This is a genomic window from Sorangium sp. So ce426, from assembly GCF_051475585.1.
Classification (GTDB): domain Bacteria; phylum Myxococcota_A; class Polyangia; order Polyangiales; family Polyangiaceae; genus Sorangium; species Sorangium cellulosum_B.
Genome location: NZ_CP150341.1, coordinates 5,630,174 through 5,642,899 on the forward strand (window position 1 = coordinate 5,630,174; position 12,726 = coordinate 5,642,899).

The 12,726-nt window shown below is 73.9% G+C and carries 11 protein-coding genes; 8 read left to right on the forward strand and 3 right to left on the reverse strand.

All coding sequences use genetic code 11. The features are described from left to right. Positions 1 to 191: 191 nt before the first annotated feature. A complete protein-coding gene (locus WMF44_RS20955) occupies positions 192 to 2,930 on the reverse strand; it encodes a transglycosylase SLT domain-containing protein (RefSeq protein ID WP_437300873.1) in 2,739 nt (912 codons plus the stop codon). A gap of 282 nt (positions 2,931 to 3,212) precedes the next feature. On the opposite strand from WMF44_RS20955, the gene WMF44_RS20960 reads away from it, so the two are divergent. The 3 genes from WMF44_RS20960 to WMF44_RS20970 all read left to right on the forward strand — a co-directional run bounded on the left by WMF44_RS20960 (position 3,213) and on the right by WMF44_RS20970 (position 6,312). Further along, positions 3,213 to 3,695: a MarR family winged helix-turn-helix transcriptional regulator gene (locus WMF44_RS20960; protein ID WP_437300874.1), complete on the forward strand. Its 483-nt coding sequence runs from the start codon at positions 3,213 to 3,215 to the stop codon at positions 3,693 to 3,695. A gap of 356 nt (positions 3,696 to 4,051) precedes the next feature. Further along, positions 4,052 to 5,218, forward strand: a complete 1,167-nt coding sequence (locus tag WMF44_RS20965; RefSeq protein ID WP_437300875.1) for a hypothetical protein — start codon at positions 4,052 to 4,054, stop codon at positions 5,216 to 5,218. Between the two features lie 296 nt (positions 5,219 to 5,514). Next, complete coding sequence (locus tag WMF44_RS20970) at positions 5,515 to 6,312, forward strand: CDP-alcohol phosphatidyltransferase family protein (protein WP_437300876.1); 798 nt, start codon at positions 5,515 to 5,517, stop codon at positions 6,310 to 6,312. Positions 6,313 to 6,333: 21 nt separating this feature from the next. Here the strand turns inward: WMF44_RS20970 and WMF44_RS20975 are convergent, their stop codons facing one another. After that, positions 6,334 to 7,047 (reverse strand): cob(I)yrinic acid a,c-diamide adenosyltransferase, encoded by a 714-nt coding sequence (locus WMF44_RS20975; RefSeq protein ID WP_437300877.1) that lies wholly within the window; start codon positions 7,045 to 7,047, stop codon positions 6,334 to 6,336. A 97-nt stretch (positions 7,048 to 7,144) separates the two neighbouring features. Between WMF44_RS20975 and WMF44_RS20980 the strand changes: the two genes are divergently transcribed. Then, a complete protein-coding gene (locus WMF44_RS20980) occupies positions 7,145 to 8,695 on the forward strand; it encodes a hypothetical protein (RefSeq protein WP_437300878.1) in 1,551 nt (516 codons plus the stop codon). 202 nt (positions 8,696 to 8,897) lie between these two features. Then, positions 8,898 to 10,061 carry a molybdopterin-synthase adenylyltransferase MoeB gene (gene moeB, locus WMF44_RS20985; protein WP_437300879.1) on the forward strand — a complete coding sequence of 388 codons (1,164 nt, stop codon included), beginning with the start codon at positions 8,898 to 8,900 and terminating at the stop codon, positions 10,059 to 10,061. 127 nt (positions 10,062 to 10,188) lie between these two features. Here the strand turns inward: moeB and WMF44_RS20990 are convergent, their stop codons facing one another. Then, positions 10,189 to 10,521: a hypothetical protein gene (locus tag WMF44_RS20990; RefSeq protein ID WP_437300880.1), complete on the reverse strand. Its 333-nt coding sequence runs from the start codon at positions 10,519 to 10,521 to the stop codon at positions 10,189 to 10,191. A gap of 183 nt (positions 10,522 to 10,704) precedes the next feature. Here WMF44_RS20990 and WMF44_RS20995 point away from each other — a divergent pair, with 183 nt between their 5' ends. The 3 genes from WMF44_RS20995 to WMF44_RS21005 all read left to right on the forward strand — a co-directional run bounded on the left by WMF44_RS20995 (position 10,705) and on the right by WMF44_RS21005 (position 12,671). Further along, complete coding sequence (locus tag WMF44_RS20995) at positions 10,705 to 11,157, forward strand: hypothetical protein (RefSeq protein WP_437300881.1); 453 nt, start codon at positions 10,705 to 10,707, stop codon at positions 11,155 to 11,157. Between the two features lie 163 nt (positions 11,158 to 11,320). Then, complete coding sequence (locus WMF44_RS21000; protein ID WP_437300882.1) at positions 11,321 to 12,337, forward strand: tetratricopeptide repeat protein; 1,017 nt, start codon at positions 11,321 to 11,323, stop codon at positions 12,335 to 12,337. 118 nt (positions 12,338 to 12,455) lie between these two features. Further along, complete coding sequence (locus tag WMF44_RS21005) at positions 12,456 to 12,671, forward strand: hypothetical protein (protein ID WP_437300883.1); 216 nt, start codon at positions 12,456 to 12,458, stop codon at positions 12,669 to 12,671. The last annotated feature ends 55 nt before the right edge of the window (positions 12,672 to 12,726 follow it).

Sequence of the window (12,726 nt, forward strand, 5' to 3'; positions counted from 1 at the left end):
CGATCACTACCAGCTGTCCATACCTGTCCATAAGTTCATGATGAAAAAGGCCGGCTGGCGCGCGGGGTGCTGAACATGTGACGCCGGTTACACGGCGGCATGTTCAGCGGTGTTTGGCCACGCTCGGGCACGCTTGGGCGCGTTAGGCCGCGCTCGGCCGCGCTCGGCCGATTGAGCACGCGCCAGCGGCCTCACGGCTGCTGCGGCGGAGCGAGCGGCGGGAGCGTCGAGGGGGCCGCGGTCGCCACGGCGCTTCCGCCGCGCGGCCAGGTCGTGACGCTCACCCGACGCTCTCGGCCGAAGGTCCGCGCGACCACGGCGCGCACGTCGGCCGGCTCGACCTCCTCGAGCGCGCGGAGCAGCCTCGGCAGGCTGCCCGGATCGAGCGCAGCCCGCAGCCGCAGATCGGTGATCGGCCGAGGAGACGCGGGCGGCGGCGCGACCGTCGCGCGCCGGGTGAGCTCTCTCTCGAGATCCAGCTTGAGCAAGGCCTTCGCGAGGGCCAGCTCCTTCCAGGTGGGCCCGGACGTCGCGAGCGACGCGAGCTCGGCGTCGAGGCGCTGCTCCAGCTCGGCGGCGCTGCGCGACGGCGCGGGCGTGAGCTCCACCGCCGCGACGCTCGCCTGCGCGCCGAGCGACAGGCGCCCCGTCACCTCCGACGCGAGCTGCCCCTCGGCCACGAGGGTCTTCGCGAGCCGCGCGACGCGCGGGCTGACGAGGATCTCCATCGCCACCCGGAGCGGCGCCTCGTCCGTGCCTCCCTCCGGCGGCGCGATCCAGCCATAGAGCAGCCGCGGCGCCGGCACCGCGTCCTCGATGACGATCCGCTCCTCGCGTGGATGCGGCCCGATGGGCCGCTCCGGCTCCTCGACGGCGCGCTGGAGCGAGCGCGCGAGCGCCTGCTCGACCGCCGCGCGGGAGACGTCGCCCGAGAGCGCGATCGTCGCCTGGGCCGCGGCGCGCTCGCGCCGGAGCGACTCGGTGAGCAGGAGATCGCTCGCCGCGCCTGCGTCGCCGCGCGCACCTATCAAGGTGCCCTCCAGCGGGTGGCCGGCGGGGAACAGCGCGTCCCCGAGCGCAAGCCACGAGGGGCCGTACGGCGCCCGCTCGAGCGCGCGCCGCGAGGCCGCGCTGGCCTGCCGCCGGAGCTCGGCAACGCGCGCGTCGCTCGCCTCGCCGAGCAGCATCCTGAGCCGCGCGGCGACGAGGTCGATGCCGACGTCGAGATCCCGCGGAGGCACGGTGATCGCGACGCGCGCCTCGCTGGCGAGCGCGGGCCCCGCCGCGCCGGCGTCGCCCGCGGACCGCGCCGGAACGGCGACGGCCGCGCTGATCGAGACGAGCGGCGCCGCGGGGTCTTCCCGGAAGTCGACCGCGATGCCGTTCGGGAGGCGGAAGCGCTGCACCTGCTCCTGGCCGAGGCCCGCGAGGAGCCCGATCTGCTTCTCGATCGCCGCCTCGCGCCCCTTGAGGGCGCGGCGCGCGCTCGGGCCTCCTGCGTCGTCGAAGGGCGACGGCGGGACGAGGCGCCCGCTCCGGATGCCGAGCGGGTCGTCCTCGAAGGCAGGGCGAAAGCCGACGCCGCCGCCGATCATCACGATCGGGAGCCTCGCGTCGAGCGCCTCCGGGTTGCCGAGGAGCGGCATGGGCGCCGGCGCCTGGCCGGGCGGGGTGAAGAGGGGGAGCCGGTTCCGGCCGAGCGACACGGGGCGGGGCGGCAGCGACGCGCCGTCCAGCGCGAGCTCGCCGATCGCGGCGCGCCGCGGCAGCTCGGCGCTCGCGCCGTCGCCCTCGTCCTCGTCGAGCTCCTCGTGGTCGAGGTAGGCGGGGAAGAGGGCCATGGCGCGCGCGACGCGCTCGGCGGGCAGCGAGATCAGGTGGTCGACACGGCCGGGCGGGACACGGTCGCGCAGGAGCTCGGGGTTGTGCTCGCGCAGCACGGCCGTCGAGATGCCCGCGGCGCGCGCGATCGTGCGGAGCCGCGTCCCCGGCGGCACCGCGACCTCGCCGAGGTCGAGCGGCGGGAGCGGCGCGACGTCGGGCAGGTCCAGCCCGAAGCGCCCGCGGTTCGCCGCGACGATCGCGAAGGCGACGATCTGCGGCACGTAGTCCGCGGTCTCCTTGGGGATGGCGCCGGCCTGCGAGAGCTCCGCGAGCCCGACGGGCCCGCGGGCCTCGGGATCGCGCGCCGCCGCGACCTTCGACAGCGCGCGGAGCACGCCCTCGTGGCCGAGGTTGTACGCCGCCAGCGCGAGGTCCCAGCGGCCGAAGCGCTCGTACAGGTCGCGCAGGTGCGCGGTCGCGGCGTCCGTGGCCCGCGTGATGCCCATGCGGGCGTCGATCCACTCGGACTGCTCCAGGCCGTAGGCCTCGCCCGTCCTCGGCATGAACTGCCAGAGCCCCGCCGCGCCGGCCGGCGAGACCGCCCGCGGGTCGAAGCCGCTCTCGATCGCCGCGACCCAGAGCAGATCCTCCGGCAGGCCCGCCTCGCGGAGCGAGCGCTCGATGATGTCGCGGTACGCGCCGGCGCGCCGGAAGCGCCGCTGGAAGAGGGCGCGCCCCTCGTCGGACTGGGCGAAGAAGCGGACGAACCGCATCGTGCGGCGCGTGAGGGGCACGTCGAGGTCCGGCATCGCCAGCGTGGCCAGCACCGCCCCGTCGGGGTCCTCGAGATCCTCGTCCGCGGCGGGCTGGAACTCGTGCACGAGGAGCGCCGTGAGGGCGGGCGGCGCGTCGCCAGCGGGCGGCGGGCAGGCGTCGGCCGCCGCCGCGAGGGCGGGCGCGCGATCGAGCAGGCTGGGATCACGGAAGGCGCGGTACGCCGCCGAGAACGACGCGCGCACCGACGGCGCCTGGCCGACGGCCGCGCCCGAGATGCAGAGCAGCGCGCCGAGCCCGGTCCACAGAGCGGCTCGCCGTGCCCAGCTCATCGACGTGGATCTTGCTCCGAAACCGCCCGCCAGCGCTACGGCAAAGCGCGGAGTCAACGGCGGCGCCGTGGGTTGCTCGACGTCGCCTCGCTTCCCGGTGCGCCCCGGCGCGCCCGCGGCGATCGCGGTGTTCGCCGCATCCCGCGGTGTTCCCGCGGTGTTCCCGCACGAATTCCTCGGCGATCTGCCCCGGCGCCGCGCCCCGCGCCTGCCCGGGGCCGACGGCCCTCGCTGCGACCAGCACTAGCCGCCCGCGTCCGGGCGAGCTAGCACGCATCGGCGATGCGCTCGCCTCCAGCCGGATCCCCTTCAGAAAAGAGCTCTCGGCTGGGCGAGGTGCTCGACTTCATGAAGCTCCTGTGGGCCGTCGATCACGGCCTGCAGTCGACGTCGAAGCGCATGGAGGCGAAGATGGGCGTGACGGGCCCGCAGCGGCTCGTCATCCGCATCGTCGGGCGCTACCCGGGGATCTCCGCCGGGCAGCTCGCCGAGATCATGCAGCTGCACCCGAGCACCCTCACGGGGGTGCTGAAGCGGCTGCAAGAGCGCGGGATCATCGAGCGCCGGGTCGACCCGAAGGACGGGCGCCGCGCGCTCCTGGGCCTCACCGCGCGCGGGCGCGAGCTCGACAGCCTCCGCACCGGCACGGTGGAGGCGGCCGTGCGACAGGCGCTGAAGTCGATGCCGCGACGCAAGCTCGACGCCGCGCAGGACGTGCTCGCGGCCGTCGCCGAGGCGCTGCAGCCGCAGCAGAGCGACGGGTAGCGCCGCCGGTCGGATCCGCGCGCGCGGCGCGCGATCCAGTCAGGGCAGCGCCGATCGGAGAATGCCTGCAGGCGCGCACGGCGCTGGAGCCGAAGCGCGCTGAGCGAACGGCGCTTCGCGGCCCGAAGCGCGGCGCACGCTGCGTGATCTGCGCGAAGCGCAGGGCCGGGCCGCGACCCGCGGCCCCTCCGGACATCGAACAGAGAAACGGCGGTCGTCCCGCACGGCGATCCGCGCCTCGCCGTCTCCGAGACGGAGGACGTCGCCGCGCCGGACCCGTGAATCGAGGCACTCGGCGCGATCTCCGCGCGGCGCGCGCCGCGCCGAGCGCCTCCCATCACCACGACGGGGGAACAATGAGGCACTGGGTTCTTGGCTCGATCAGCGCGGCGATCCTCGCGGCGTCATGGGGCTGCGGCTCCGGAGAACGAGGCGGGCAAGCAGAGACGGGAGGCGGCGGGCACGCGGCGGGAGGCGGCGGGCACGCGGCGGGAGGCGGAGGGACCGGGAGCCACGCCGCGGCCTGCACGATCGCGGCCGAGGGCCTGAAGGTGAGCAGCGGCCGCGGGATCACGCCCTCGATCGCGTGGACCGGCGCGGGCTTCGCCATCGCCTGGCAGGAGCGCGCGGCCGACGAGGGCGACATCCACCTCGCCATGGTCGACGCGGAGGGCGACAAGCTGCGGGAGGAGGTGATCGATGACGGGCCGGGCGTCTCCAGCCACCCGAGCGTTCACCGCGACGGGCAGGGCCTGCTCGTCCTCTGGCAGGATCAGGACGGCGCGGGCAGCGTCGTGCGCGGCCGCCGCGCGACGCTGGGAGGCGTCGTCGAGGGCGCGGCCTTCGATCTGGCCAGGAGCGGAGCGGCCGAGTCCTGGCCCACCGCGGCGGCGGGCCAGGACGGGACGCTCGTCGCGTGGATGGACGCGGGCGGGTCGCAGCTCGGCCACCTCGACGGCGGCGCGCTGAGCAGCTCGACGCCGCTGGATCAGGCGCAATTTCCGGCCGTCGCCTCGGACGGCGAGAAGACCGCGGTGGTCTGGACCCGGGGCGACGCGCTCGACTTCGCCAGGCCGGGCCAGGAGAGCGCTCCGCTCGATCCGATCGCGCACCCGGGCGTCACGGCGAAGCTGCCGCGCGTCGTGCTCGGCGGGGACGACGCCTTTGTCGTCTGGGAGGACACCCGCAGCGGCGCGGAGCAGATCCGCGCGCTCCGGATCTCCGCGCAGGACGATGTGTCGCCCGAGGCCATCGTCTCGCGCGGCGAAGGCAGCGCCAACTGGCCGGCGCTCGCGTGGACGGGGCACGGCCTCGCCGTCGCGTACTACCAGTTCCGCGACGGTCCCCCGGGCGTCTTCGTCACGCTGCTGGGCCGGGACCTCGAGCCCATGGGCGACGAGATCGAGGCGAGCGGCGGCGCGACCGCCCGGTACCCGGCGCTGGCCTGGACAGGCCAGGAGCTCGGTATCGCCTACACGGAGCAAGACCAGGGCATCCGGCTCTCGCGCGCCAGATGCCCCTAGAGCGACAAACGGGCTGAAACGACGAGAAAAAGCAGAGATTTCACAGGGAGGCGAGGAGGCGGGGAGCGAGAGACGGCAAGAGGGAGAAATTCATTTCTTCTTCCTCCCCGCCTCCCCGCCTCCCTGTGAAAATTCTCCGGGTTTCAACGTGGCCGCCCGCGACGGCGCGAGGTCGTCGCTCGCAGCGGCGCAGCCCGATCGCCCGCGCCGCCTGACGCGGCCCCGGATCGAACCCTGCAACCGCCCTCGGCGTGGCCGTCCTCCCCTGCGCCCTCGCGATCCTAATCTGCACAGCCGTGCTCGGCGCCTACGCCGTGCGCGTCGCGCGCCGCGGCCGACCCGCGATGCCGCGGCTCGGCGCCTCTCCTGGGAGCGCGCTGCTCCCCAGGCCGGTGGTCGAGGCCTTCTACTGGTCGTTCCACGCCCCCGCACGCGCGCTCGTGCGCCTCGGCGTCTCGCCGGACGCGCTCACCTACCTCTCGCTCGGCCTGTCGCTCGCCTGCGCGCCGCTGCTCGCGGCCGGCCGCTTCCGGTCAGGCGCCGCGCTGCTCATCGCCGGCGCCGTCCTCGACGCGCTCGACGGCATGGTGGCGCGCGAAGGCGGCAAGGCGTCGCGCGCCGGCGCGGTGCTCGACTCGTGCCTCGACCGCCTGTCCGACGCCGCGCCGCTCATCGGCCTCGCCGTCTTCTACCGAGAGCACCCCGCGGCGCTCGCGATCCCGCTCGTCGCGATGGTCGCCTCGTCGCTCGTGAGCTACGCGCGAGCCAAGGCCGACGCTTACCAGATCTCGCTGCCCGACGGGCTGATGCGCCGGCACGAGCGGCTCGCCTACCTCGTCGCGGCGCTCATCTTCGGTCCCGCCGTGCCGACCACGCGGCTGACAGGCGCCCTCCCCTTCCCGATCACGATCGCCTGCCTCGCCCTCGTGGCAGGCGTCGGCCTCGCCGCGGGCCTGCGGCTCGTGCAGCGCACGCGCGCCGCCCTCACCGCGGCCGACGCGGCGGCGCTACCCGAGCCGAGGACGACCGCGCGCTCCGGTGGAGAGCCCCCGCGCCTGCTCCGCGGCGGAAAGGCCACGAGCGCGCCGCTGTGACGCCGGCCAGGGCGGCGCGGCTCAGGCGGGCGGCGCCTTGCCGCCGCTCGCCGAGGCGTCGGGCTCCCAGAGGAGCTCGGGCGTGCCGAGGAGCGCGGCCGCCCAGCGGCTCCAGACGAAGAGCGCGTCGCTCAGGCGGTTCAGGTAGCGGACCGCGTGCGGATCGGCGTGGCCGGCCTGGGCGAGGCGCACGCAGCAGCGCTCGGCCCGGCGGCACACCGTCCGCGCCACGTGGAGATCCGTGTTGAGCCGCGAGCCGCCGGGGAGGACGAACGAGCGCAGCGGCGGCAGATCGGCCTGGCAGCGGTCCATCTCGGCCTCGAGGAGATCGATCTCGGCCTGCGTCACGCGCGGCTGCTTCGGGTGGACGTCCTCCGGGAGCGTCGCGAGGATCGACCCGAGGTTGAAGAGCTCGTGCTGGACGCGGAGCAGCGTGCGCCCGAGCTCCACGAGGCGCTGGGCGCCCTCGCCCGGCGCCCCCGGGAGCAGCTCGATCAACGTCTGCCGCGCGGCGCCGACGAGCGCGTTGAGCTCGTCGACGGTGCCGTAGGTCTCGATCCGCGCGTCGTCCTTCGGGACGAGCTGCCCGCCGACGAGCCGGGTCAGCCCGCCGTCCCCCTGCCGCGTGTAGACGCGGTTGATCGTGATCTTCGGCGCCTTGAAGACGCGCGCGCCGCCGCTCTCCTCGGCGGCCGGCTCGTGGTCACCCGTCCCGCGCGTATCGTCGTCGCTCACGGGGAGCTCACGTAAGGCGTCAGCGCACGAGGGTCAAGAAACGCCGCCGGGGGTGATGTTGACGATCCTCCGGGGGAAGTGGAAGAGTCCTGTCCCTATGCGCTCAGCAGGGCCGCTGCTCCGTCATCCCGTTTCCATCGCCCTCGTCCTCGCCGCGATCCCCGTCGCGGCCGGCTGCGCCGCCGAGCCGGCCGCGCGACCGGCGCCGAAGCCCGCCGTCACGGCGGAGATGGCGCGCATCGCGGAGAGCCAGCGCCGCGTCGACGAGGCGAGCCGCGCGCTGTCCGACAAGCGGTACGCCGACGCCCGCGGGCTGCTCGACGAGGCGAGCGGGCTCGGCGTCGACTCGCACCGGTACCAGATCGGCGAGCTGCGCGAGAAGATCGACAGGCGCGAGGCGAAGGTCTGGGCCGACGACGCCGCCGAGCTGCTCGACAAGAAGGAGTGCGAGGCCGCGTTCCACAAGCTGTCGGCGCGGATCGACGAGCTGAAGAGCGAGGCGTTCACCCACGAGGTGCGGCGGCTCGTGGCGTCGCAGGCCGCGGCGTGCGCGAGCAGGAAGGTCGACGACGCGACCATCGCCGGCAAGCTCGCGGAGGCGCGCGCGTTCCTCGCGGCCCCGCCGACGAGGGCGGTCCTCGGCGACGCCGCCACGGACCGGCTCACCGCGGAGCTCGACGCCACCATCGCCGAGGTCCTCTATGCGCAGGTCGAGGCGGACGTCTCGGCCGGACGCTGGGCGAGCGTGGTTGAGAAGATCGACGCCGCCGTGAAGCGTGGAGACACCTCCGAGGAGCAAGGGCGCGCGATCCTCGGGCGGGTCCGCGCGGCCGCGGCGCCACGGCTGGCCGAGCTCGCCGGCAGGGCGCTCGGCACCCAGGACGCGGAAGCCACGCTCGAGCAGCTCGACGCCACCATCGCGCTCCTGCGCTGGGAGGCGCCCGCGCCCGACGCGACCGAGCTGCCAGGGAGCGGCGCGCTGCCCGAGCTGCTCGCGCGGAAGCGCGCCGCCCTCGCGGCGTGGGTCGAGGCGCGGAAGGTCCGGATGAAGCCCATGAAGAAGCCGGAAAAGCGCTGGTCTCACGGCACCGTCGCGGTCTCGCCCGCGTCGGACAGCGACGGCGAGCCGACGCGCAGCCTCCTGCCCTCGACGCCCGTGTGGGTGATCGGCCAGACCAAGGATCGCGCGCTGGTGACCGAGGTCGACCCCGGCACGGCCGTGGTCACGGCGGCGTTCGACGTCGCGATCGGGTGGGTGCCGCTGGCGCGCCTCGCCCAGGAGCCGACCGTCGACTGGCTGCCGCCGAACGACCAGCTGAAGGGCGAGCGCGTGTGGGGCCCGCTCCGGGAGAAGCAGCCGACGCTCGAGCTCGGCGTGGTGAGCGACGTCCAGGGAGCCGACATCACCGTCCGGCGGCTCGCCGACGACGCCGAGATCAAGCTGCCCCGCAAGCAGCTCCGCAGCGGGCGCCTCGCCCCGGGCACCAAGGTGCTCGCGCTCTGCAAGTCGGAGAACGAGCCGGCGACGATCATCGACGTGCCGCCCGCAGGCCGCGTCGCGCGCATCCAGTGCGAGGGGGGCATGCAGAAGGAGGAGCCCCTCGCCTCGCTCCGATCGCGGCCCGATCTCCTGCCCCGCAGCCGCTAGCGCCGCCCTTTCGGAGCCCCGCCCTCCGGCCGCCGCCGAGCGGCTGGCTGCGCCGCGCCGGCAGGCCGAGCCGACCCGCCTCGCCCCTGCCGACAGGCGCGGCGCCCGCGCTGCCCGCGCTGCCACAATTCTCGACCGCCGGCCGTCCGTCGTTGACTCGTCGCGCCGGGCACCTAAGTCTCTCCCTCCCTGAGGAGCCACGATGCCTACGACCTATAGCGACCTCATCTCCGACGTCCGCAAGTCCATCCGCGAGCTCTCGCTGACTGAGCTCAAGCGCCGCCTCGACGACAAGGTCCCGATGGTGCTCCTGGATGTGCGTGAGAAGGAGGAGTACCGCGCCGGCTTCATCCCGGGCGCGATCTCGATCCCGCGAGGCTTTCTGGAGATCCAAGTCGAGCAGAGGCTGCCGGACAAGTCGGCCCACATCGTGGCCTATTGCGCCGGCGGCACGCGCTCGGCGCTCGCCGCGAAGACGCTCCAGGAGCTCGGCTACACCAACGTGGAGAGCGCCAACCCGGGCTTCACCCGCTGGAAGGACATGGCCTACCCGGTCGAGATGCCGCCCAGCCTCACGGACGCGCAGCGGGATCGGTACTCCCGGCACCTGCTCCTGCCCGAGGTCGGCGAGGCGGGGCAGGCCAAGCTGCTCGCCTCCAAGGTGCTCCTGCTGGGCGCCGGCGGCCTCGGCAGCCCGGCGGCCCTCTACCTGGCCGCCGCCGGCGTGGGGACGCTCGGCCTCGTCGACGCCGACGTCGTCGACAACTCGAACCTCCAGCGGCAGATCCTCCACGCGACCTCGCGCGTGGGCAAGCCCAAGGTCGACAGCGCCGAGATCGCGATCCGCGACCTGAACCCCGACGTGAAGGTCGTGAAGTTCCAGGAGCGCGTCGACAGCGGCAACGTCGACCGCATCTTCGAGCAGTTCGACGTCATCGTCGACGGGTGCGACAATTTCCCGACGCGCTACCTCGTGAACGACGCCTCGGTCTTCAAGAAGAAGCCGGTCGTGCACGGCTCGATCTTCCGCTTCGAGGGCCAGGTCACGACGTTCATGCCGGGCGTCGGCCCCTGCTACCGGTGCCTCTACCCCGAGCCGCCGCCCCCCCACCTCGCGCCGAGCTGCCAGGAAGCGGGCGTGCTCGGGATCCTGCCGGGGACCATCGGCATGATCCAGGCGACCGAGGCGGTGAAGCTGATCCTCGGCAAGGGGACGCCGCTCATCGGCCGGCTCCTCACCTACGACTCGCTGCGGATGAAGTTCGGCGAGCTCAAGCTGCGCCGCGACAAGAACTGCCCCGTCTGCGGCGAGTCGCCGACCATCACGAGCTACATCGACTACGAAGGCTTCTGCACGCTCGGCTGAGCGGACACGCCACGCGCGGCGCGCGCGACGACGAGCGCCCGCGCCGGGGGGCGCGCGCGACGACGACCACCAGGACCCCATCCACGACGACGAGCGCCCGCGCCGCGCGGCCGGGCGCTCCGCTGTGTCACGAGGGGTACTGGAGCACCGTGGCCTTCTCGGGCCGCTCGATCGCCTCCACGCGGCTCGTCACGATCTGCCGCTCCATCCCGTCCTGATCCATCTGGGTGAAATAGATCGGGCTGCCGACGCGCGCGTTCTGCGGCTCCGGGATCACGACGCCGTTCGGGTTGATCCGAACCGCGCCCTGGAGCTTCAGGTGCAGCGCGAGGTGGGCTGGCCTGAACTTGCGTGCGGCCCGATCGCGGACCGCGACGCAGACGTCGTCGCGGACGTGATACTCCGTGTTGCGGGTGATGAAGACCCGGTGCTTGCGGCGCTCCATGCCGGTGTAGTCCATGCTCGCTCCTTCCCGCCCTTCGGCGCGGCACGCATCGTGGCAAGGCGCGCCGCGCGTGGCCAAATTCGTCGCTGCCGCGCGGCCCCCGGCGTCCCGCACGAAATCAGGTGCCGCAGCAACTTTGTGCGAATCTCCGCGCGCTTTTGGGACGCAGCGCGCGGCGGTGCCACGATCGCGATCGCCATGTCGCGCAGCGAGCGTCTACCCGGTCCCGGTCTGGCGAAGGTCCAGCGTCCACCGCTCCTCCAGCGGAGGCACATCGAGCTCGTGACCTGCTCGACGGGGCGCCTCCACGCGCTGTTCGACAGCGCCGACGTGCTGAGCGAGGGCAGCACCCGCGACGAGGGGGGCGCGCTCGTCTACTACGGGTCGACCAGCCTGCACGTCGCGCTGCCGCCGGACGCGCCGCTGGCGGCGCTGCTCGATCGGGCGCTCACGCTCGACCCTCACCTCAGGCTGCGGGCGCTCCGCGTGGCGCACCGGGAAGCCGCCGCGCGCGCGGGGGGCCCGCTCGGGCCGATGCAGGCCGAGATCCGCTGCGGCTTCGCGGCGCGCGCCGCGGCGGTCTCGTTCGCGCTGACCGTGGACGTCACGGCGCGCGTGCTGGTAACGACGGACAGGACGGCGCGCGCGTGATGGCGATGCAAGGACCTTCCCGACGAGAGCGCGACCGCGGGCCGTGCCCCCTTGACGCGCGTGTCCACGTGGAGAACGGGAGCACTCCGGCGCGAGGCGGGGTACGCTCCCCACGACGCGCTCTGCCTCCGCCGATCCTCGGCGCGGAGCCGGTGACGCTGCGATGAGCAAGAAGGACCGTTCCGCCTCCGGAAATTCCGACAAGGTGATCCACGTCGTGTTCGGCCCTGGTGGCGGGCGGGTGTCGCAGCCCCCGCCGGCGCCGCGGGCGGGCGCGACGGAGCCGCCGCCCCCTGCGCCGGGCGCCCGCGAGCCGGTCACCGACATGTTCACCGGCACCGAGGTCGCGCGGCTGCTCGGCATCTCGCCCGGGCGACTGCGCTCGCTCGATCGCGCCGGCATCGCGGCGCCGAGCGGCCGGCGGCGGGGGCGGCGCGCGTACACCTTCTCGGACCTGATCGCGCTGCGCGCCGCGCGCGACCTGATCGCCCGCAAGGTGCGCCTGCGCGACGTCGCGCGGGCGATCGACAACATCCGGACCGCGCTCCCCAAGGTGACGCGCCCCCTCGCCGAGCTCCGCGTCGCCTTCGACGGCAAGGCGGTCGTGGTCCGGGGCGCGTCGGGCGCGTTCGAGCCGCTCACGGGGCAGATGGTGCTCGACTTCGACGTGAAGGAGCTGCGCGACGACGTCGTGCGGGTGCTCCGCCCGAAGGTGGGCCGGGAGCGCGCGCGCACCGCCTACGAGCTCTACATGCAGGCCAGCCAGCTCGATGAGGATCCGGCGACGATGGACGAGGCCGAGGCGCTCTACCGTCGCGCGCTCGAGATCGACCCATGGCTGGCCATCGCCTACACGAACCTCGGCAACATCTGCTTCCGGCGCAACGCCGAGGAGCAGGCGGAGGCGCTCTACATGAAGGCGCTCGATCTCGACGCGGCCCAGCCGGAGGCGCAGTACAACCTCGGCTACGTCATGCTCGAGCGCGGCCAGGCGGCCGACGCCATCCGCTATTTCCAGGGCGCGATCTCGAGCGATCCGCGCTTCGCGGACGCCTATTACAACCTCGCGATGGCCTACGAGCAGATCGGCGATCCGACGAAGGCGCGCCCGTGCTGGCGCAGGTACCTCGAGATCGAGCCGACCGGCACGTGGGCCGAGATCGCGCGCAGGCACCTCTGAGGCGGGCGCCGCGGGCGTCGCCGACGCGCCCGCGACGTGGCAGGTCTTGGCGGTCGGAACCAGCGAGTGAGCGCGAGAGGTTGCCAGAGCGCGCTCCCATTCAGGAGAGGTGAACGAGATGAGCGACGTGGGATCGGCCCGGCGGGCCAAGGACGAGCTCAAGGCCAAGATCAGCGGCGAGCCGTGGTGTGTCGGCGTCGGGGTCGAGCGGGAGGACGGGGTGGGCTTCATCGTCCGCGTCAGCATCCGGTCCGGAGGAGCCGACGCGGCGCGCGCGGTCATCCCGGAGCGCATCGGCGGCGTGCTGATCAAGGTGATCGAGAACGACCCCTGAGCACGGCCGATCCGCGGTCTTCAAATATCGCCAGGCCGCGCAAACCGTGTAAGCT